This is a genomic window from Algoriphagus marinus, from assembly GCF_001936475.1.
In the GTDB taxonomy this organism is placed as follows: Bacteria; Bacteroidota; Bacteroidia; order Cytophagales; family Cyclobacteriaceae; genus Algoriphagus; species Algoriphagus marinus.
The window spans coordinates 57,307-78,000 of sequence record NZ_MSPQ01000003.1; the positions used below are offsets into that span (position 1 = coordinate 57,307).

General features: G+C 40.7%; 17 protein-coding genes. 8 read left to right on the forward strand and 9 right to left on the reverse strand.

Annotation, left to right across the window (positions count from 1 at the left end):
- Nucleotides 1-3: 3 nt before the first annotated feature.
- From BVC88_RS07010 to BVC88_RS07030, 5 genes are all read right to left on the reverse strand, one after another.
- Entirely contained in the window at nt 4-390 is a 387-nt protein-coding gene (locus BVC88_RS07010; protein ID WP_075349956.1) for a DUF2306 domain-containing protein, read from the reverse strand.
- Nucleotides 391-425: 35 nt separating this feature from the next.
- On the reverse strand, nt 426-1,535 hold the full coding sequence (locus tag BVC88_RS07015; RefSeq protein ID WP_083639037.1) for a porin: 1,110 nt from the start codon (nt 1,533-1,535) through the stop codon (nt 426-428).
- 39 nt (nt 1,536-1,574) lie between these two features.
- Nucleotides 1,575-1,919: a DUF5655 domain-containing protein gene (locus tag BVC88_RS07020; RefSeq protein WP_075349957.1), complete on the reverse strand. Its 345-nt coding sequence runs from the start codon at nt 1,917-1,919 to the stop codon at nt 1,575-1,577.
- Nucleotides 1,920-2,031: 112 nt separating this feature from the next.
- Nucleotides 2,032-3,063, reverse strand: coding sequence for a hypothetical protein (locus BVC88_RS07025; RefSeq protein WP_075349958.1), 1,032 nt, complete (start codon nt 3,061-3,063; stop codon nt 2,032-2,034).
- An 8-nt stretch (nt 3,064-3,071) separates the two neighbouring features.
- Nucleotides 3,072-4,838 (reverse strand): ferritin-like domain-containing protein, encoded by a 1,767-nt coding sequence (locus BVC88_RS07030; protein ID WP_075349959.1) that lies wholly within the window; start codon nt 4,836-4,838, stop codon nt 3,072-3,074.
- 136 nt (nt 4,839-4,974) lie between these two features.
- Here BVC88_RS07030 and BVC88_RS07035 point away from each other — a divergent pair, with 136 nt between their 5' ends.
- From BVC88_RS07035 to BVC88_RS07045, 3 genes are read left to right on the forward strand one after another with little or no spacing between them, the layout of a single operon-like run.
- Nucleotides 4,975-5,541, forward strand: a complete 567-nt coding sequence (locus BVC88_RS07035; RefSeq protein WP_075349960.1) for an OsmC family protein — start codon at nt 4,975-4,977, stop codon at nt 5,539-5,541.
- Between the two features lies 1 nt (nt 5,542).
- On the forward strand, nt 5,543-6,778 hold the full coding sequence (locus tag BVC88_RS07040; RefSeq protein ID WP_075349961.1) for an FIST N-terminal domain-containing protein: 1,236 nt from the start codon (nt 5,543-5,545) through the stop codon (nt 6,776-6,778).
- 5 nt (nt 6,779-6,783) lie between these two features.
- Nucleotides 6,784-8,175, forward strand: coding sequence for an adenylate/guanylate cyclase domain-containing protein (locus tag BVC88_RS07045; RefSeq protein WP_075349962.1), 1,392 nt, complete (start codon nt 6,784-6,786; stop codon nt 8,173-8,175).
- A gap of 61 nt (nt 8,176-8,236) precedes the next feature.
- Here the strand turns inward: BVC88_RS07045 and BVC88_RS07050 are convergent, their stop codons facing one another.
- On the reverse strand, nt 8,237-9,160 hold the full coding sequence (locus BVC88_RS07050) for a mechanosensitive ion channel family protein (RefSeq protein ID WP_075349963.1): 924 nt from the start codon (nt 9,158-9,160) through the stop codon (nt 8,237-8,239).
- A gap of 278 nt (nt 9,161-9,438) precedes the next feature.
- Between BVC88_RS07050 and BVC88_RS07055 the strand changes: the two genes are divergently transcribed.
- Nucleotides 9,439-10,800, forward strand: a complete 1,362-nt coding sequence (locus BVC88_RS07055) for a transglutaminase-like domain-containing protein (protein WP_075349964.1) — start codon at nt 9,439-9,441, stop codon at nt 10,798-10,800.
- Nucleotides 10,801-10,845: 45 nt separating this feature from the next.
- Here the strand turns inward: BVC88_RS07055 and BVC88_RS07060 are convergent, their stop codons facing one another.
- Both BVC88_RS07060 and BVC88_RS07065 read right to left on the reverse strand, forming a co-directional pair.
- On the reverse strand, nt 10,846-11,067 hold the full coding sequence (locus tag BVC88_RS07060) for a hypothetical protein (RefSeq protein WP_075349965.1): 222 nt from the start codon (nt 11,065-11,067) through the stop codon (nt 10,846-10,848).
- 87 nt (nt 11,068-11,154) lie between these two features.
- Nucleotides 11,155-12,264: a TolB family protein gene (locus BVC88_RS07065; RefSeq protein WP_075349966.1), complete on the reverse strand. Its 1,110-nt coding sequence runs from the start codon at nt 12,262-12,264 to the stop codon at nt 11,155-11,157.
- Nucleotides 12,265-12,338: 74 nt separating this feature from the next.
- Here BVC88_RS07065 and BVC88_RS07070 point away from each other — a divergent pair, with 74 nt between their 5' ends.
- Nucleotides 12,339-13,583 carry a M28 family peptidase gene (locus BVC88_RS07070; RefSeq protein WP_075350172.1) on the forward strand — a complete coding sequence of 415 codons (1,245 nt, stop codon included), beginning with the start codon at nt 12,339-12,341 and terminating at the stop codon, nt 13,581-13,583.
- A gap of 64 nt (nt 13,584-13,647) precedes the next feature.
- Here BVC88_RS07070 and BVC88_RS07075 read toward each other — a convergent pair whose 3' ends face one another.
- Nucleotides 13,648-14,871 carry an NADH:flavin oxidoreductase/NADH oxidase family protein gene (locus BVC88_RS07075; RefSeq protein ID WP_175574387.1) on the reverse strand — a complete coding sequence of 408 codons (1,224 nt, stop codon included), beginning with the start codon at nt 14,869-14,871 and terminating at the stop codon, nt 13,648-13,650.
- A 197-nt stretch (nt 14,872-15,068) separates the two neighbouring features.
- Here BVC88_RS07075 and BVC88_RS07080 point away from each other — a divergent pair, with 197 nt between their 5' ends.
- From BVC88_RS07080 to BVC88_RS07090, 3 genes are all read left to right on the forward strand, one after another.
- The gene (locus BVC88_RS07080; protein WP_075349968.1) at nt 15,069-16,184 is read left to right on the forward strand and encodes a Fic family protein; all 1,116 of its coding nucleotides are present in this window, start codon (nt 15,069-15,071) and stop codon (nt 16,182-16,184) included.
- A gap of 286 nt (nt 16,185-16,470) precedes the next feature.
- Entirely contained in the window at nt 16,471-19,845 is a 3,375-nt protein-coding gene (gene ileS / locus BVC88_RS07085) for an isoleucine--tRNA ligase (protein WP_075349969.1), read from the forward strand.
- A gap of 16 nt (nt 19,846-19,861) precedes the next feature.
- On the forward strand, nt 19,862-20,494 hold the full coding sequence (locus BVC88_RS07090) for a lipoprotein signal peptidase (RefSeq protein WP_075350173.1): 633 nt from the start codon (nt 19,862-19,864) through the stop codon (nt 20,492-20,494).
- The last annotated feature ends 200 nt before the right edge of the window (nt 20,495-20,694 follow it).

A 20,694-nucleotide genomic window follows, 5' to 3' on the forward strand; every position in this document is an offset into this window, starting at 1 on the left:
TGATTAACCGAAAAAGACCTCATATAAATACCTTCCCGGAGTCAAGGTAAATCCTCCTGCGATAATAATTCCACTGATGTATAGAATTATCATTTTACGTTGATGCTCCTTGATTTTACCTTTCTTTATTGCAAAAAAAGCAGTTGGTACTGTCCATAGCACGATGATGCTTAACGAATGAAGATAGCCAAAGTGATTTAAAAATCGAGGACCCACGCCAGCTGGGATAAGTAAAGCAATCAATGCGGTTAGCATCATGAGAATCATGTAAATTCCACCAAGTTTACGATGGATTGATCCTCCCTTTCGCGCAGCAAGTAAGTAACCTCCTAAAAAAATACATGGAACTACAGTCAGTAGATGAAAATACATTAAGGATTCGTAGCTCATAGTTTTTGTTTTCTTGAAACTAACAAATCTATTTTTTAATCCAATTGAAATGCTACCGATGCAAGCATAAATAAATTGGAAGAACTTGGGTTGGACTCCTTCAAAAATTGCTCCTTTGGACTGGTTAGATATCTGGACTCAATTCTGAAAATTAAATTCTCACCAATTTTTCGATCAAAATTCAAGCTAAAACCGCTGGTTTGTAGACCTTCCATGTTTTGATTGAGTGCGATGACTCCTTGAGGATCGCTGTAAAATTCTCCTCGAAAGGAGGTTTTCAAATTTGGATTGATATTATAGGATACAATAATGGTCCCACCAGACCAGAAATTCAAAGTTCTAGAATTTTTCATTTTCTGCTCCCATCCTAAATCTATCCCAGCGATAAACTTCCAGTCTCCAGCAGGGTCCCAAATCGCATAATGATTGCTGAAATAGCGCATTCTACGATTTTCATTATTGAAATTATTTCCAATGAATGTGCTCCAGTTTAAAGTCAGCTCTTCAGACGATTTAAAATCTACCTGGGTGCCAATAGAGGGTTGAGAATTTCCTTCAATCCCTTGGATTACTTGCCAGCCCTTCGTTACCCAAAATGAAAAATACAAACGAGGATTCGTCTGCCATCCAAGTTTTCCTCCTGTTAGAAAATATGGACTGTTCTCAGCTATGATGGATCTGGAAAGTGTAAGGTTTTCTGTTGAAATGGCATTTTCAAATCCAATATGCGAAGGCATTATTCCAGCATCTAACCACACTGTTTTACTCTTATTTAAGGCAAAACCTATATTGGCTTGATTGATCCAGCGAAGAATTTTTGGTTCTTCGCTATAATTATCTTCTGCGTAGGTTCCTTGTTGGATTCCTAAGTTGCTCCTGAAGCGACCTATTTCATAATTCCCCGTGATTAAGGCTAGATTAATTGCAAATTGATTGGAACGAGTATGATTGAATAGGAAAGGGAGACGCTTTTTTTCGGTTGGGATATTAAAATCATAACCATAATACCCATCCAAAAAGGTAGAAAAATTAAAGCTTGATTTCTGCTCTGAATTGTCTTGTGCAAATGTCGAAGACAAAATAAAGAAGCAAAGAAGTGGAAGTAACAAGATCCGCAGAAAGGATATTTTAAAAAAGACCATCATTCAAATTACCAAAATGCTTCTTCCAAGTAAAGCAATGACTTAAAGTAATTCGTAAGATTGCCGGATTAATTTATTTAAAGTAGGGGTTAGTTCTTCCAATGAGGAGATACGGATCCGATTTTCAAATTTTTTAGAAACCTGTGTGGACTTGAAGCATGGTAGACAAAGTTGCTGCTCCTTAGAATAAAATTTCAAATCCAAAAATTTACTCATAGGTCGAATGACTAGAAAAGTCTGTTTGTGTACAAACATGATCGCATTTTTGGTATTACTCACGATCACCTCATCCCAATCATAGACTTGTGCTAAGATTTTATCAAAGACGAACTCCAACTCTTTCGGCTTACCGTCAAAAAGCGAGTTTAAATCCGCTTTGATGCACATGTGCCATTGGTTTTCGCGTTTTAGGTCGCGTTCGCAAATTGGGCAGGTCCACATAATATTTAAAAAAGGATCCAGTTATAAACTGAATCCTTTGAGGTTGAGGAGTTAAGGTTTATTTCAGAGGAATATCTAAGGTACCGCTGCACCATCCTGCCATTAGATCTCCATCATATTGACCTAGGTAGTAAAGAATTTTCCATTCTTTCTCAGTGTCAATTTGATAAGAGCCAAAAAACTCCTGGTCGGCCATTGGGACAGGAAGCATGCTTGAGTTGCCTCGGATGCTGTGCTGATAGAGCTGTCGAAGTGGAATTCTACTCAGCAATCGATTTGCAAGTACAGTGGGTCCAGTAGCCTGAGTGAAGAAGTTTACTGCATATAATCTGGATCGATAGGCCTCTGCCAAAGCAGGTTTATTTACAGCTTCGGCTTCGACAATTTTTCCTTTAAGCCAGTTCATACGATTTTCGAAGTAGGTATTTAAATCATCTGAAGTCAAGCCGATTTGGGCCAATCCATCATCTGAAAGTGCGAACCGCTGATAGGGTAATCTTCTATCAACTTTTTCATTAGGGAAAATCTTATAAAGTTGACAATTCGGATGATCGAAGTCTAAAGGATCGAAGCGACTTAGAATAGTTTTTGAGTCATCAGGAGTGGAAATCGTAAATAGAAATGGATTGACTGTAAATCGATCCGGATCTCCATCGGAGGTAATTTGATTTCTTCCTTCGAAAATCGGTCCCTTGTAAGGTCCATTTGATTCAGGTCTATTTGCAAATCGGCAAAGCGCCCCTTTCATTTTCTGATCTAGATCCGGGACTATTTCCCCATCGACTTCGACTTTATTGACTAGAATTCCAATTCCTCGTGAATTATAAACGGTATAATCAGGAGATGCTTCTCTGATATTCTTGATATCAAATTGAGGATTTGAGCGCAGTGGATCTTGATACGCAGGATCCTTCTTTTTATATGCAGCTTCGATATCCTTTGCCTGAGACCAGATCGAAGGGTCAAGTAGGGTCTCACCAGCTACTGAATAAGTAAATCCGGAGATTCCACGCTGCTCATTGGAGGGGTCTGGATCTGTTGCTAATCGACATTGGAAATAACCGTCAAAAGAAATGCTTAATGTTGACATAAAAAGTATTAATTAAAGTTAGTAGAATAGTTTTGAAAACCTTTTGATGAGATTGGGGCAACCATTTTACCGTCCCAATAAGCACAAAAGTTTTTCCCAATTCGCTCAAAATTTTCTGCTAGATATTGGAAAGAAACCGGAAAATCCCTTGCATCAGTTTGTCGATAGAATGCCATATGATAGCCTCTTTCCTCGCACAGGTCTTTTATTTTGAGTGCACTTTCTTTCATGGCTTCAAAATGAGCCAAATACTTATCGACATCATTATAGGGTTTAATCGCTTCATCGATTCCACAAGAATCAAACTGGGAAATATCAAATAGAAAATCAGGTCCAGCACATCTATCCGGAACTTTACCTCCATCCGGGACAAAACTCTCATCAGCAGGAAGCCGGCAAATCATTTCTCCAAGGGGCCGAATTACATTAGTCATAAAAGGATAAAAGGCGGTTTGGAAATAAGCGTTCACCTGAGGTGGTCTGATGCCCGTGGTTTGATCAATTTCATAATGTCCGAAAAACCCACTTAGCATTTTGATCATAGTCGTATAAGCTTCGTTGAAAAGCTGCATAGCTTGGATCGCTACTACATTAGTGACTTGATAAGTAGCATTGGAAGGCATATTTGGAATCGAGTTGATCAAATGTCTATCCTTCAATGTAGCACAAGTAGGATTCCATACGACGGGTAGTGCTGGTTCGAATGATAAACCGGATTCTTTCGATTCCCGAGACATGGAATCAATCACCGTTTGAAATACCCAGAAATGACTTCCTAAAGCTGGAGGAATTCCCCAGACACCTTCTCCTTCTTCGATGATTTGCTCAATCGCTTCTTCAACATAAGCTTCGAATTGCCCGAGGACCAAAGGATTCAAGTTGATATTAAATCCATAATGCTCGTCCACAATCCGCTCCATGTTTTGGCCTTCAAATACTTTGTATTTTAATCCAATCAATAGAAAAGCACGAATAAAGGTATAAAGCTGCTCAATGCTGTCGAAATGAGTTCCGCTGGTTAAAGGATCATGGATCTTTGCGAGTGTGTTTTGGTCTAAAGACTTAGAAAAAAATTTCTTCAGAAAATCCATAGCCTCTTGATGGGTCTCCGGGTGGTTAAATTGGTCTGGATCTTTGTGTGGAATTGTGAAGAGTTCTTTTAATCCTTCAGGAATTCCATCTGCCAAAAGCGGATCCTTTACTGGTAGGTGATCTGGTTTTTCCCAATAACGAAAAATCTCTAAGGCTACTGGGCTAAAAGGCATCAGATTAACTGGCTTTCCTAGTGGGAAAGCAGTTGCGGGTACAGGAAAGTTTGGCCGGTACATGTAAGGGTCTTTGCCCAGAATAGCCAATAAATTCATATCATAACATAAGTGAGTCATTTCCTCCCGAGATACCATTAAAATATTGGCCTCCCATCTTCGGATTTTTTCCACTTGGGCTTCTCGAATTTCATTGATTTTTTGCTGAGTTTCGGTCAATGGAGGTTCCTCAAATTCTGATGAATCATTGGGGTTTTTCTCATTCTTGACTTTTTCCTTCTCAGGATTCGGATACACTCCCTTGTAGTCTGCAAATTCCTCTGGGTATTTCTTCAGACTAAAGCTTGTGAACAAGTATTGCATTGCCAGCAAATGCTCGGTAGTACTGGCTTGTTTCAATAGTGAAAAGATTAGTTCGATAAACTCTTCTTTTTCTGATTCAGTAATTGATTGGAGCATTTGATGCAGTTCTGCATCTGGTTGGATTTTTTGAAGATTTTTTTGTGACATGTGTAAGAAAAAATTGGTTATATAAAAAACTAAACTTGAGATTATCAATAGATTAAATATAAGGGTTAGTTTGGACTAGCCCCTATTTTTGGTATATTTCAATCATTCTTTTTATCACTAAAAACTTTTTCTAAACATGCCAAACATTAAAAATGGAGTAAACCTCGACAATATTGAGGCACTCACAGGAGCAATCAAAAACGATCCTAAAGTAGCACTTGTCCAGTTTAAAGCTAAGTCCGAATGGAAAGGAGGAACAAAAACGTCAGTTACTGTTTCAGAGCTTTTTTCAAATGGAAATAATATTCGCAGTGAAGCGAGTAAATTTCACTTAATGGTAGATGAGCCAGCTGTTTTAGGTGGATCAGATGAGCATCCTAATCCTGTTGAATACCTAGCATCGGCACTTTGTGGTTGCCTTACAGCTGGAATTGCCACTAATGCCGCCTTATTCGGGACTGAGTTAGAGAAAATTAATGTAGAGGTTTCTGTGAACTTTGATATTCATGGAGTATTGGGCATGGATCGTACAAAGCCTAATGGTCCACTGGATTTGCACTATAAAGTAACTTTGAAAGGAAAGAATGGAGCAACACCAGAGCAGCTTCTTAAATCCAAAGAGACTTTAGATAAAAAATCCCCAATTAAAAACACAATAGAGCTACCGCTACGAGTAACTACAGAAGTTGTAATCGAAGAGTAAAATGACTACCGGTACTTCATTTGGAGTGGGATTTTCCGAATCCTCGGATTCAAAAAAGGCCGGAATTCAGGCTTCTAAGGAAGCATTAGCCAAAGCTGAACTTTCTCCTGAGGAAGTTCAGCTTTGTTTTTTGTTTTGTACTTCAAGACATGACCCTCTTGACTTTTTTGAAGGAGTGAAATCTTGCCTTGGTGCCCAGACACAGTTTTTTGGAGGATTCGCCAACGGCACCTGTACCAATGTGGAAGAAGGGTATGATGGTTACCAGACTGTGATTGGTCTTTTGGGTAAATCAGAAATCAAATTTGACCTTCTGATCGAAGAAGGAATCGGATTTCATGAATATGAAACCGGTAAGGCCTTAGGTGAAAAAATTGCCGCTAAAGAATATGACACAGTTCCTCAGATAGTATTGCTTTTTGATGCAGTAAATCGCTTGGAGGGTCGATTTCGGATGAATTACGGCACTCCATTTATCAACGGAATGAAAGAAAGTTTAACCGTTTGGCCTAATATAATTGGGGCGAGAATGCTCGGTGACATGAAATTCAAACCGACCCGTCAATGGTGTGGAACTGAAATGAGTCAAAACGCTGCGATGGCACTTATCCTTCATGGCAATATTCGGATAGACACCCAGATCATGCATGGATGTCAACCTGCAAGTGCCTATCATACCGTGACTGCAACCAAAGGAGCGAGTATCCTTGAGTTGGATCATATGCCAGCTTTAGATGTGGTGGGGAGTATTTTGGGAGATGATTTACTGTCCAGCCCTCAAGAGTTGAAGTTTTTTGTGACTTTAGGTAAAAATATGGGGGATAAATGGGAGTCCTATAATCCCGGAAATTACATCAATCGGATGTGTGTCGGGGTAGATCCAGAGTCGAAGGGGCTATTTATGGCTGAGATGGATATCGAAGAAGGTACTGAAGTCCAGCTCATGCGCCGTAGCTTTGAGATGGAGTATGTGTCTAAAAGAACTAAAAAACTGATTGACAAAGTCAAAGCCGAAAACAGAAAAATCATTTTCGGAATGTATATCAATTGTTCTGGCCGTGCGGCAGCCTATTCAAATCATACCGATGAGGATGTCCGTCACGTTCAAGAAGCTATAAATGGTGAATTTCCATTGATGGGAATTTATGAGGCGGGGGAACTTGCAGTGATTAAAAATGAGTTGCAGGTGTTAGATTGGACAGGCTTATTTTGTGTGTTCAGTGAAAAAATCGGGTAATCCAGATGAGCGAAGATTCAAAAGATATTTTGTTAAATGAGCTGCAGCGACAGGTTGAATACTATCGTCAGCTCTCCGATGAAGTAGCTGGACAGAATATTAGGAGTGATTCTCAGATTTCACTTTTGAAGCGGAAGCTCATCCAAAAAGAAAATGGCTTTACAATCTTGTCAGCCCTGCATGATGCCTTTGGCCATCAGATTTATGAAGAAAATTTTTTCACGAATACCTTAGAATTGATCAATACCACCCTCAAAATGGATAAAACGGTCGTTCTTTGGGAATTGAGTAGCCATTCAAAAGGCTTTAGCCCCAAGTTTCATATGGGATATGAGCGTGAAGAAGTGGATTTAATCCATAACAGACAGGTGGATTTTTTGATCGAAGAAAGCCCGATGGTAAGGCCATTTCTTGCTAATAAAAATACGCGTACCAATGACTTAATCGATCAGCTTCGTGAAAGGCTAGTCTTGCCTTTTTTTATAGCTGTTCCGATTCGAATGAGGAATAAAATTATTGCCTGGATGGTGACAGGGAGAGAAAAAGAAGCGTGGCCTTTTTACCCACCTTTGGATGAAGGTGACTTGGATACCATCGTTTCCATCTCAGGATTCTTGGAAGCTGGACTTTCCAATTCCAGCTTGTATGCCAGTTTGGAGCACGCAAACAAGGAATTGGAGGCTTACAATCAAGAATTGGAGCAGCGTGTTGCAGAACGTACGAAAGATCTAAGGACTAAAAATCTTGAGTTGTTTGAAGAAAAGAAACGATCGGAAGATCTCCTTTTGAATATTTTACCAAAAGAAACTGCAGACGAGCTCAAAAAGAATGGTTTTGCTAAAGCAAAATTGCAGACTGACGCAACAGTGATGTTTACAGATTTTGTGAATTTCACGAAATTTTCCTCCCAGATATCTTCTGAAGAATTGGTAGCTGAACTGGATCATTGTTTTAGGAATTTTGACATGATCACAACCAAATACGGTTTGGAAAAGATAAAAACAATAGGTGATGCGTATATGAGCGCCTGCGGTGTGACTGGGGAGACAGGATCCGCCTCTGATGTAATTCGGGCTGGGATCGAGATGCGGGATTTTATTGAAGAATATGGGAAAGAAAAACCTGAAGCAATCCGGGAATATTTTAAGATTCGAGTGGGAATTAATACTGGCCCTGTAGTAGCGGGAGTCGTAGGCTTAAAGAAGTTCTCATTCGATATATGGGGCGATACTGTAAATACGGCAGACAGGATCCAGTCGGGCTCTATTGCAGGTAAGGTGAATGTTTCCCATTCCACCTATTTGGCTTGTAAGGAAGATTTTGTGTTTGAAAGTAGAGGTAAAATATCAGCAAAAAACAAAGGCGATATTTTAATGTATTTTGTTGAAAACAAATAATCTGGAAAATCAGGTTGGGTTGCTTTCTAAAAGCTTTTTCCAGTTTTTCAATTAGTTGTATTTATTTAGAAGGTGTCTCTTTCTCCAAAGAAAGACGTGTCTTTGGAAGGCTTTCCGGATAATTTTTTTGAACAAATTCTACCATCTTTTCTCGGACATAGACTCGAAGGTCCCAAGCTGTAGGGGAGTTTCTTGCAGATACCAAGATTCTTGATTCCACAGTAAATTCTTTTGCATCTGTCACCTGAAGTACTTTCACTTTCTTGTCCCATAGATCTGTCTTTTCCAAAATCCGATCTAGTTCCTTGCGAAGCTCTTCAAAGGGAATTGTGTAATCTGTGTGAATAAATACGGACCCGATAATGTCAGCGGAAGTCCTAGTCCAGTTTTGAAAAGGCTTTTCCAAAAAATAGGTCGATGGCAAAATCAACCGCCTTTGATCCCATATTCGTACCACAACGTAATTCAAATTAATCTCCTCAATCCAGCCCCATTCGCCCTCTACTACGACTGCATCTTCCAGACGGAAAGGCTGAGTGATTGCGATTTGAATACCAGCAATAAGCGTCCCTATGGCTTTTTGGGCAGAAAAACCAATGATAATGCCCGCCACCCCCGCAGATGCAAAAAGTCCAACACCGATTTGACGAATCGATTCAAAAGAAATCAGAATCAATCCTATTCCAAGCAGTATGATCAGGAAGTTTGCGACTTTCTCAAGTACATTGATTTGAGTGTAAACTTTTCGCGCCTTGAGATTATTTTCCTGATTGATGTCGTATTGTTTTAGCAAAGAAATTTTACCGATTTTGATCAAAACCAATAGACACCAGGTAAAACCAGAGATAATAAAAATGGTATTTAAATGAGGTAAGTAGGCCAAAATCCCTTCCCAAGATTTAGCCGCTTCCCCAAAGTAGATTTTGGTGAATCCCAAAAAGAGCGTAATCAAAAGTGGAAATATTAATCTTTTGTAAATATTCATAGGTCTGAGTGGCATTTCGCTCAAAAAACAAAAATCATTTCAGGAATCAAAGTATGTCCTTCAAAGTGTACGTGAAACTTAACTTTGGTCTTCCGTTTAGATTTTGAATCTAATCATAAGTTTTTTTAAAAAACTGATCTAAAAATTCTCAATGTATAGACTTCATTTTTGAATTAGTTATCGATTGATATATTGTTCAAAACAAAAATTGAAGATTTTATTTGAGAAAACCCGTTCAATAATGAGGCGATACTCACAAACAGCTATTAAATTCAAGCATGAGAAAATTAAGGATAAATCTGTTCAGTCTTACATTGGCATTGGTGGCACTTCTTATTTCTTGTACTCCAGACAAGCAAAAAGATGAGAAGGAATTAGCCCAAATTTCTCCAACTCCTAAAGTAAGTATTAGCCAGATCGAAGAAGGAATCAAAGCCTATATCGCAGATCAAACTGAAAAGAATGGAGGGGTATTTCCGGTGAAAGATGAAAATCATGATCTCAAAATGAAGCTGGTTCGAGTTCATACCGAATATTTATCTAACCTCGGACCGCAAAGCCATTTTGCCTGTGTGGATTTAGTCGATGAAAGCGGCGAAGTCTATGATGTGGATTTTTTCATGGAAGGAGAACCCGGAGGAATGGATGTAACCTCTACTACAGTTCATAAGCTAAATGGAAAACCTTTCTATTCCTGGAAGCAAAATAAAGAAGACAAAACTTGGTTTAAAGTACCTATGGATCAATCTAATACAAGCCTTCTAGGTGTCGTGGAAGGAAGAGACGAGTTTGAATTTTACTATACCGCACAAGTACCTCAGTTACAAGGGCCGGCAAGAATGTGGATTCCAATAGCGGAGTCGGACCCTTTTCAGGAGATCGAGCTTCTTGAGACTTCAGTCCCAAAAGGGGCAAAAAGAATAAAAGATGGTAGCTATGGAAATACGCTCCTGTATTTTGAATTAGGGCCTGAAAATTCAGGCGATGAAATTAAGCTTACTTATGCGGTGAAGCGAAAGGAGAAAGGACCTTATGACGCGCCTGAGCCTGATAAGACGCTTTACTTAGCTTCGACCAAACTGATGCCTACCGGTGGAAGATTTGAGGAGATTGCCAAAGAAGAGCTAGGAGATAAAATAAACGACTCACATCTGATCCAAGCTCGTGTTCTCTATGATTACATCATTGATAACATGCGATACATGAAGTTTGGAGACTACGGTAGGGGAGATTCCAATTATGCCTGCGATTCCAAAACGGGTAACTGTACCGAATTTCATTCATTCTTTATTTCACTGGCGAGATCGGTTGGGATTCCAGCGCGATTTGCAATTGGGGCCTCGATCCCATCGGATCGAAATGAAGGTGGAATTGACGGTTACCATTGTTGGGCCGAATTCTATGCAGATGGGAAATGGTGGCCTGTCGATATCAGTGAGGGAAATAAATACACTGCATTAGCTACCTATTATTTCGGCCGCCATCCCGCGAATCGAATTGAGCTGAGCAGGGGAAGAGATTTGAAACTATCGCCAGGTCCTGAAGCTGGACCGATCAACTTTCTAGCCTATCCCTACTTGGAAATTGGTGGAAAAGAAGTAAAAGTAAATTCGAGATTTTCATTCCAGAGGAAAATTTAGGACATAAAAAAAGGCTGTGAAAACAGCCTTTCTTGTATTCAATTCTTAATGTTCAGTGCTATCAGCTGGATGCTCGGTGCTATCCCCATTTGTAGGATGCTCACCACCCGCTGGATGTTCTCCTCCTTCAGGATGCTCGCCACCTTCAGCTTGTTCTGTATCAGCTTCATTGTTTGCTTCTTTTTTACCACCACAGGAGGTAAAACTCATTGCAGAAATTAACAGCATCACAAATGCGATTGTAAAGATTGATTTGAATCGTTTCATAGTTTTTTAGTTTTGGGTAATCGAATTTATATTCTAAAGTTTTTAAAATTAACGTTTTAACTTTTCAAAGTAAAGAAACTAATAGATCTATTCTCCAATCCACTCCGCAACAAATAGGTTGGTGTCCCGAGTGCCGCCGTTATTTCTATTGGAAGCAAAAACCAAGTATTTGCCATTATTAGAGAAAACCGGGAATGCATCAAAGGTGCCATCATTCGTGATTTTTGTCAAGCCGGTTCCGTCGATATTGATCATGAATAAATTGAATGGAAATCCTCTTTCAGTCTGATGATTGGAAGCGAAAATGATTTTTTCACCTGATGGATGAAAGAATGGAGCCCAATTGGCCTTACCGAGATCAGTTAATTTCCGCACATCAGTTCCATCGGCATTGGCTATGTACAGTTCCATGCTGGTTGGCATCACCAGTCCTTCAGCTAATAGGTCTTTGTATTCTTTGATATCAGCTTCGGTAGTTGGTCTTGAAGCTCTCCAGATTATTTTTGAACCATCAGGAGAGAAGAAAGCGCCACCATCATATCCTAAATCTGAGGTGATTTGCTTGACATCGGTCCCATCAATATTCATAGTATAAAGTTCCAAATCACCTGTTCTCAATGAAGTAAAAACGATTTTATCTCCTTTTGGAGAGACGGTAGCTTCAGCATCATAGCCGGGCTCATTCGTCAGTTGATTCAAGAGATTGCCATTGAGGTCGGCGGTGAAAATATCAAAGGAATCATAGATTGGCCATACATATTTTCCATCTGTTCTAGGTTCTGGGACAGCCGGACAGTTGTCACCACCCAAATGAGTAGAAGCATAGACGATGGTCTTATTGTCCGGCAGGAAATAAGAACAGGTAGTCCTTCCGAGCCCAGTGCTAAGACGCTGCGGCTGGTTGTTTTTTAGATCATCCGTCTCCCAATTTGTGTAAAAAATCTGATCACATTTATTTCCCCAACCAGCATAATCCGATTGAAAGACCAACATGGAATCGTCAAATGACCAATAAGCTTCTGCATTATTTCCTCCGAAAGTGATCTGCTTGATGTTTTTCAGATACTTCATTTCTTCAGGTTGAAGAAGTAGGGAATCTGAAGCCGAATGAGCGGTGGATTCGTGGGATTCAATAGTTTCAGTTTTTGGGTTGCAAGCGAATGTTGCAAACAAGACTAAGATGATAAGTGCTCTCATTTTTGTTTTTACAGCTGTTTAAATTGCAGCGCGAAGATACCAATTATTATCTTTGGGCTAAAATCAATCAACCGATGAATACTAAATCAAAATATCTCGTCATTCTCCTCACAGGAGCACTTTTTACTTGGGGTTGCGATACAACTCCTACAGATCAAAGTTTACTTGAAGGCTTAAAGACCGATGTCACATATCTTGCCGCTGATGATCTTGGAGGAAGAGCAATAGGTACAGAAGGTGAGCAAAGAGCTGCAGAATATCTGGAAATAGAGTTTGAGAGGATAGGTTTGGAACCAAAAGGTACAGATTTATATTTCCAGCCCTTTACAGTTTCTAAGCCGACCAACCCGCATGAAGAAGCTGTAATAGGTACCGATGGGGATGGAGTAACCGGAAGAAATGTAATTGGATATATCGACAACAAATCTGAAAACACCATAATAATCGGAGCTCATTTTGACCACTTGGGAATGGGGGCGCAAGGTTCGCTTCACCGTGGCGATTCGGCAATTCACAATGGTGCTGATGATAATGCTTCGGGAACAGCAGCACTAGTAGCTTTGGCAAAGATTCTCAAACATGAAAAACATACTTCAAATTTCCTGTTTATCGCATTTTCAGGAGAAGAAAATGGACTTTGGGGTTCCAATTATTTTGTAAAAAATCCTACCATCGAGCTCTCTACTGTGAATTACATGATCAATATGGATATGGTCGGCAGGATGAATGAGGAGAAAACCTTAGCCATAAATGGTGTGGGGACCAGTCCTTCGTTCCTTCCTGTCTTGGAAACTGTGAATACAGATAGCTTGAAATTAGTGACTTCGGAGTCTGGAGTAGGGCCTTCAGATCACACCTCTTTTTATCTTCAGGATATACCCGTTCTTCATTTTTTCACTGGTCAGCACGAGGATTATCACAAACCTTCAGATGATTCAGATTTGATCAATTATGAAGGTTTACTAAAAGTCGTAAAATACATTGATCGCTTGGTAGATCAGTTGGATGCGGAACCGAAGCTAGCTTTTACCAAAACAAAAGACAGCAATGGGGACTCTCCTCGCTTTACTGTTTCGCTGGGTGTGGTTCCGGATTACTTATATGATGGCAAAGGCATGCGAATCGATGGCGTATCTGAGGACAAACCTGCTCAAGCTGCTGGTCTGATGAAAGGCGATATCATTCTCCAAATGGGTGATTCGACGATTGTCGATATGATGAGCTATATGCGGGCATTGAGTGCATTCCAAAAAGGTGATTCTACTTCAGTGGCTTATGAGCGAGCTGGAGCAAAATTGGAAGCGAAAGTGAAGTTTTAACACTCACTGATGCTTGTTGAAGAAATAGTGAACGAAAATATAATTTTAAAACCGCTGGAATTTTTCAGCGGTTTTTCTTTTCCTGAGCTTTCTTGAACTCATGGGTAACGATAAACATGGAGCAAGCAATAGGGTTGAGATTTTTTTGAAGACCTTTTCCTTCTGCCAAACTGATCAGTTGCCGTGCATAAAAACCAGCCTCTGCGGCATCTTCAAAAGCTTTGAAACCTGTGCGGATTGGAGGGTTGTCTAAATAGGTCACTTTGCTCGCTAAAAATCCTTGGATAGAATCGATGTTACTAATAAAAGGCCTTCCCATGCCGATCATATCACATTCTCCATTTGCTAGGACTTCGTTGCAGAAATCAAAAGATCGAAATCCGCCTGTAATCATCAACGGTACCTGGCAGATCTGCCTGACTTGCTTTGCAAAATCCAGGAAATAGGCTTCCCGCTTTTGAGTGCTTTCTTTCACTGTTTTTTCTTCTTTCCCTAGAAAAAAAGTAACTCTTTCATAAGTCCCGCCAGAAATCTCGATCAAATCAATACCAGCATCGCTCAATTTTTTGACGACTTCAAGCGAATCAGATTCGGTAAATCCACCTCTTTGAAAATCAGAAGAATTCAACTTGACCGAAATAGGAAAGGAAGCACCAACTTCCTCTCGGCATTCCTGCACGATTTGCATTAATAAGCGGCTCCTATTTTCAAGGCTTCCGCCCCATTGATCGTCTCGGTGATTGGTTCTTGGAGAAAGGAACTGACTTAATAAATAGCCGTGAGCTGCATGGATTTGGATTCCGGTGAAGCCCGAAGCTTTTGCAATTTTTGCTGCTAGTCGAAAACCGGAAATCACTTGATGGATGTCCTCCTCGGTCATTGCCTTTGGTTCCCCAAAGAGAAAAAGCTTGTTTAGCTTCACCACAGACGGAGCTTTGGGATGCGGATTTACGAATCGATTGGTTTGTCTTCCGGAATGTGAAATCTGCGCCCAAAGGTGATTTCCATTGACAGTGCCAGCTGCAGTCCACTTTTTTAATTTTGGAATCATGGCTTCATTCCCAAAGAAAATATTGCCTGCTGATTCCATATGATCTCGATCAATCATCACGTTTCCGGTGATTAGCAATCCTGCTCCAGTTTCAGACCAAAGCTGGTAAAGATGCTCATGCTCCGAAGTAGGTTCGTATGCCGAATTGCTCATTCGTTCCGTCATAGGAGCTTTTGCCAATCGATTTTTTAGAGTAGCACCGCAAGGAAGGGTGATGGAGGATTGGAGGTGATTCATGGTATCTTTTAAAAACTGTACTAGCAGGATTCTTTTTTTAATGCATCGTAAAGATGCTGTTTTTAAAAAATAATGACCTTTTGAATTTAAGATTAATGGATAAAAATCCATTGGAAGGTATTGGATGAGCCGAATAACTTGATTAATCGGCTCACAAAAAGCAATATTTTGAGCCGAATAATTTATATATTTGGCTCATGATCTATAACTGGCAATTTCCCAATTGGCCTGAATTTAATTTTGAGGATGGAATATTAGTCCACCAACAACTTGATTTCTTATTAAAATCAGGTCAGGGAAATGGTATGCTTGAAGGAGTAAGTTCGATTGATCAAGAAGAGCTACTTCTTGAAACGATCGTAGGAGAAGCAATGAAAACCTCAGTGATAGAAGGGGAACTCCTCAGTCGACAAGATGTAATGAGTTCAATCAAAAAGAATCTTGGGATTCATGAAGCTCAACCTAATTTCGTTAAAGATCTTCGCGCAAAAGGCATTGCAAAAATGATCGTGAATGTCCGGGCTTCATTTGCTGATGAATTGACACCCGAAGTACTATTTGAATGGCATAAGATGCTCATGGAAGGAAATCGCTATATCAATGCTGGAAGATGGCGAAGTGATAGTGCTCCCATGCAAGTAGTATCAGGAGTGATAGGAAAAGAGACCGTTCACTTCGAAGCTCCTCCTTCAGCTGCAGTTCCGTATGAAATGGAGGCTTTTATCGTATGGTTTAATCAAACTGCTCCAGGCAAATCAAAGGCAATTCTAAACCCATTATTGCGTGCCGGTATAGCCCATTTATATTTTGAGAGTATTCACCCTTTTGAAGATGGAAATGGGAGAATTGGTCGTGCGTTGGTTGAAAAAGTCATCCATCAGGGGCTTGGCTACACTACTTTAATCAGTGTATCAAGTGTGATCGAAAAAGAAAAAAGCAGCTATTACAGCTACTTATCCAAGGCTCAAAAAAGTCTCGAAATCACTGATTGGCTAAACTATTTTGGGGAGACGATTTTAACTGCCCAAACCGATTCACTTGAGCTTATTCAGTTTACGTTTAAGAAAACACGGTTTTTTGATCGCTGGAAAAATGAGCTCAATGAACGCCAGCTAAAAGCAATCGCAAGAATGCTTGAGGAAGGACCATCAGGATTTAATGGTGGCATGACTGCCAAGAAATACATGGGAATCGCAAAAGTTTCCAAAGCAACAGCGACACGAGATCTTCAGCAGCTTGCTGAGATTGGAGTATTTAAATCAATAGGTGGAGGAAGGAACGTTCATTATAGCTTGAATATGGTGACTAAATAGCTTTCTAACTTTTGCCTGCTAGTCCATTTTATTATTCGTTTTTTACTTCTGATTTTCAAATCGCCATTTTTTGGATTTCTGACCACTCAAAAGGGTTTTTCTTCTATCTTTGTGCCTGCTTTTGAGGAGGATGTTTCCTTGATTGCGTGAGGGATAGAAGCGGTATCGGCACACCCCGATAGTTATCGGGGGAGTCGATAAGAGCGAATAGCCCGACCCCGCTTTTTCTGCGGGGGCACGCCCAAAAGCTAAATTTATCACCTACTTGCCTACAAGAAAGGACATTGTGAAGACATACAAAGAGTACAAACAGGTCGATTATCCGCAAATCGGGGAATCAGTTTTAGCGTATTGGAAAGCCAACCAGATTTTTGAAAAATCGGTTTCTAATCGGGATGGTGCGGAGACTTTCACCTTTTTTGAAGGTCCACCTTCGGCAAATGGTACGCCGGGGATTCACCACGTGATGGCACGTACGCTCAAGGATATTTTCTGCAGATACAAGACGCTTAAAGGCTTTCAGGTAAAGAGAAAAGGCGGTTGGGATACGCATGGACTTCCTGTGGAACTTCAGGTAGAGAAGGAACTTGGAATCACCAAAGAAGATATCGGAAAGAAAATCTCTGTGGAGGAATACAATCGCAAATGCCGCGAGACCGTGATGCGATTCAAAAATGAGTGGGATGAGCTGACTGAGAAAATTGGCTATTGGGTCGATTTGGATGATCCTTACATCACTTTTGAACCGAATTATATCGAGTCACTATGGAGCTTGCTCAAGCGTCTTTATGATAAAGGTTTGCTCTATAAAGGCTATACCATTCAACCTTATTCTCCAGCAGCAGGAACTGGTTTGTCCTCGCACGAACTCAATCAGCCGGGCACCTACAAGGATGTCAAAGACACCTCAATCACTGCGCAGTTTAAGCTAAAAGGTGAGGAAAATACTTACATCCTGGCTTGGACGACTACGCCTTGGACTTTGCCTTCCAATTCTGCTTTGGCTATTGGAGAGAATTTAGATTACGTGAAAGTGAAAACTTTCAACCCCTATACTTTTGATGCATGCACGGTGATTTTGGCAAAAGCGAGAATGAACGCTTACCTCAATCCGAAGGCTGCTGAACTGAAATTAGAAGACTATAAACCTGGAGATAAACTGATTCCTTTTGAGGTAATCAGTGAGTTTAAGGGAAAGGATATGCTAGGTTGGGAATATGAGCAGCTTTTCCCGATTCAGGAATTAGCCTTGCCAAATCCTGCTTTTACGGTGGTGTCCGGAGATTATGTGACCACAGAAGATGGTACCGGAATCGTGCATTTGGCTAAAGCCTTTGGTGCGGATGACTTCCGGACTTTGGTGCAGAATAATGTGCCAGGTGTCTTTGTGAAAGATGAAAAAGGAAATGATTTGCCATTGGTAGATAAGCAGGGGAAATTCCTTCCAGTTGTAGGTGAATACCTTTCTACAAAAATGGTGGAGCATGGCATCACAGCACATAAGGAATATGGACCTTCTGACTTCTATGTAAAAAACTACCTGGAAGAAGATGAAAGCCTGCCTGAGTACAAAAACACGGATGTGATCATCTCGATCATCCTTAAAAATGAAAACAAGGCCTTCAAGGTCGAAAAATACGAGCACACTTATCCACATTGCTGGCGAACCGACAAGCCGGTTCTCTACTATCCGATGGATAGCTGGTTTATCAAAACAACAGCCTACAAGGACCGACTAGTTGAGCTGAATAAAACTATCAACTGGAAGCCAGAAGCGACCGGAACGGGTCGATTTGGTAACTGGCTAGAGAACTTGGTAGACTGGAACTTGTCTCGATCTAGATTCTGGGGTACGCCTCTTCCGATCTGGAGAACAGAAGATGGATCTGAGGAAAAATGCATAGGCTCTATCGCTGATCTTCAAGCTGAGATCGAAAATTCGATCGCTAAAGGACTGATGGAAAAATCGCCATATGAAGGGAAAGAACTTGATCTGCATCGTCCTTTTGTGGATGATGTGATTTTGGTTTCTTCCAAAGGAGAAAAAATGTTCCGTGAGCCGGATTTGATCGACGTATGGTTTGATTCGGGTGCAATGCCTTATGCGCAGTGGCATTATCCATTTGAAAATGAAGACATTTTCAAGGCGAACTATCCAGCAGATTACATCGCTGAAGGAGTAGATCAGACACGTGGTTGGTTCTTTACGCTTCACGCCATAGCGGTGATGCTCTTTGATAGTGTAGCTTTCAAAAATGTAATTGCCAATGGGCTTGTTTTGGATAAAAACGGCAATAAAATGTCCAAACGACTGGGCAATGCGGTGGATCCATTTAAGACCATCAAGGAATACGGGCCAGACGCCGTTCGTTGGTATATGCTCAGCAATGCCAATCCTTGGGATAACTTGAAATTCAATCTGGACGGGGTGACTGAAGTGCAGCGACGCTTCTTTGGCACACTTCAGAATACCTATAATTTCTTTGCGCTCTATGCGAATCTGGATGCATTTGTCTATGATTCGGCAAAGGCAGTTCCGGTAAAAGAACGTGCTGAACTCGATCAATGGATTATCTCCAAGCTGCAAACACTCATCACAGAAGTGGAGGCAGCAATGGATAATTACGATGCGACAAAAGCAACTCGAGCGATCATGGACTTTACGGTCGATCAACTTTCCAACTGGTACGTTCGACTGGCTAGAAAGCGATTCTGGAGAGGGGAGATGAATGCCGATAAGCAGGCTGCTTACGAGACACTCTACGAATGTCTGCTTAGCCTTTCTCAGTTGATGTCTTCTTTTGCGCCATTCTACTCCGATTGGTTGTTCCAAAACTTGACAGAAGCGGGTGATTCTACCATTGAGTCAGTGCACCTGACGAACTGGAAAAATCCTGAAGCTGCCTTGATCAACAAAGATCTGGAAGAAAGTATGGACTTGGCTCAGACGATCTCTTCGCTTGTGCACTCGCTTCGTAAGAAAGAGAAAATGAAAGTCCGCCAGCCCCTTCAGCGAATCTTGATTCCTGTATTGAGTGCTAAAACCCAAGCGCAGATCCAGCATGTGGAAGAGCTCATCAAGTCTGAAGTGAACATCAAAACGATCGAGTACATCGATGATGCTTCCGGAATTTTAGTGAAGAGCGTGAAACCTAACTTGCCGCTTTTGGGTAAAAAACTTGGGCCTAAGATGCGTTTCGTCGTAGCAGCAATCAATACTTGGGGACAAGAAGAAATCGGGCAGATCGAACGAAACGGTAAGATCAACGTCGATCTTGAAGGTGAAGCATTTGAGCTTCTCTTGGAAGAAGTGTTGATTTCTTCTCAGGATATCCCGGGTTGGTCAGTGGCATCTGATGCTGCAGTTACTGTTGCTTTGGATGTGACCTTGACTGAGGAATTGAAGCAGGAAGGTGTAGCCAGAGACCTTGTAAACCGAATCCAAAATCTTCGAAAAGACATGGGACTGGAAGTGCAGGATAAGATTAAAATTCAATTGTCGGATGATAATGACTTGGTGAATGCGGCTGTTGCTGGATTTGGATCTTATATTGAAGCAGAGACCCAAGCAGTGAGTTTGAGCTTTGAATCTAATCTGGAAGATGCATCTTTGCTGGATATGGACGATTTTAACCTTTCGATAAAAGTAGAAAAGGCCTAAGGTCTTGGGACAAAGTATGAAGAACTATATCAAATATTTTGGAATTGCACTTTTCGTAATTCTTCTCGATCAAGCAGTGAAGATGCTGGTGCATTTCCAAATGGATTTTGGGAGTCCCGGTCAGATCCCAATCTTCGGTGATTGGTTTAAGCTTCATTACACTACCAATCCTGGAATGGCATTCGGAATGCAATTGGGTTCAGAGTATGGCAAGTTGCTGTTGACATCATTTCGTCTGGTTGCTATGGTCGGAATTGGATATTACCTCTACCACATCATCAGCAAGAAACAACACCCGGTTTACATTCTCTGTATTTCCCTGATTTTGGGTGGAGCAATAGGGAATTTGGTGGATTCTATTTTCTACGGAGTTTGGCTTAATAATGCCCCCTATGATGCTGCTTCACCTTGGTTTCACGGTCAAGTAGTAGACATGTTTTACTTCGATATTTGGGAAGGATATTTGCCGGAATGGATTCCGATCTGGGGAGGAAGTTATACGGCTCTTTGGCCGATTTTCAATATTGCCGATGCTTCAATCTTTATCGGAGTAGCGATTATTTTGATTTTTCAGGGTAGATTTTTCCCTGAGGAAAAAGAGAAAACACTAAATAATAAAGTGGATTCCGAGCCAATCTCGGAATCTTGATTAATTCATCTTTTTATATTCCCGGGTTATTTCGTTCAAAGAAAAACTCGGGAAATTTTGTGTTTTGGGGTAAATAATCCTTAAAAAACGAGTTTTAGACCACTATTTTCCTTAATTTTCACTTTGCTTTATGCCCGATTTGGGATGTAAGTGCACATTTCGAATGCTTTTTCCGATTAGGATCAAGAAAGCATTGATTA

Bases quoted from the DNA above. Each gene is read 5' to 3' on its own strand.
- BVC88_RS07010 (WP_075349956.1), bottom strand. From the start codon at position 390: ATGAGCTACGAATCCTTAATGTATTTTCATCTACTGACTGTAGTTCCA.
- BVC88_RS07015 (WP_083639037.1), bottom strand. From the start codon at position 1,535: ATGATGGTCTTTTTTAAAATATCCTTTCTGCGGATCTTGTTACTTCCA.
- BVC88_RS07020 (WP_075349957.1), bottom strand. From the start codon at position 1,919: ATGTGCATCAAAGCGGATTTAAACTCGCTTTTTGACGGTAAGCCGAAA.
- BVC88_RS07025 (WP_075349958.1), bottom strand. From the start codon at position 3,063: ATGTCAACATTAAGCATTTCTTTTGACGGTTATTTCCAATGTCGATTA.
- BVC88_RS07030 (WP_075349959.1), bottom strand. From the start codon at position 4,838: ATGTCACAAAAAAATCTTCAAAAAATCCAACCAGATGCAGAACTGCAT.
- BVC88_RS07035 (WP_075349960.1), top strand. From the start codon at position 4,975: ATGCCAAACATTAAAAATGGAGTAAACCTCGACAATATTGAGGCACTC.
- BVC88_RS07040 (WP_075349961.1), top strand. From the start codon at position 5,543: ATGACTACCGGTACTTCATTTGGAGTGGGATTTTCCGAATCCTCGGAT.
- BVC88_RS07045 (WP_075349962.1), top strand. From the start codon at position 6,784: ATGAGCGAAGATTCAAAAGATATTTTGTTAAATGAGCTGCAGCGACAG.
- BVC88_RS07050 (WP_075349963.1), bottom strand. From the start codon at position 9,160: ATGAATATTTACAAAAGATTAATATTTCCACTTTTGATTACGCTCTTT.
- BVC88_RS07055 (WP_075349964.1), top strand. From the start codon at position 9,439: ATGAGAAAATTAAGGATAAATCTGTTCAGTCTTACATTGGCATTGGTG.
- BVC88_RS07060 (WP_075349965.1), bottom strand. From the start codon at position 11,067: ATGAAACGATTCAAATCAATCTTTACAATCGCATTTGTGATGCTGTTA.
- BVC88_RS07065 (WP_075349966.1), bottom strand. From the start codon at position 12,264: ATGAGAGCACTTATCATCTTAGTCTTGTTTGCAACATTCGCTTGCAAC.
- BVC88_RS07070 (WP_075350172.1), top strand. From the start codon at position 12,339: ATGAATACTAAATCAAAATATCTCGTCATTCTCCTCACAGGAGCACTT.
- BVC88_RS07075 (WP_175574387.1), bottom strand. From the start codon at position 14,871: ATGAATCACCTCCAATCCTCCATCACCCTTCCTTGCGGTGCTACTCTA.
- BVC88_RS07080 (WP_075349968.1), top strand. From the start codon at position 15,069: ATGATCTATAACTGGCAATTTCCCAATTGGCCTGAATTTAATTTTGAG.
- BVC88_RS07090 (WP_075350173.1), top strand. From the start codon at position 19,862: ATGAAGAACTATATCAAATATTTTGGAATTGCACTTTTCGTAATTCTT.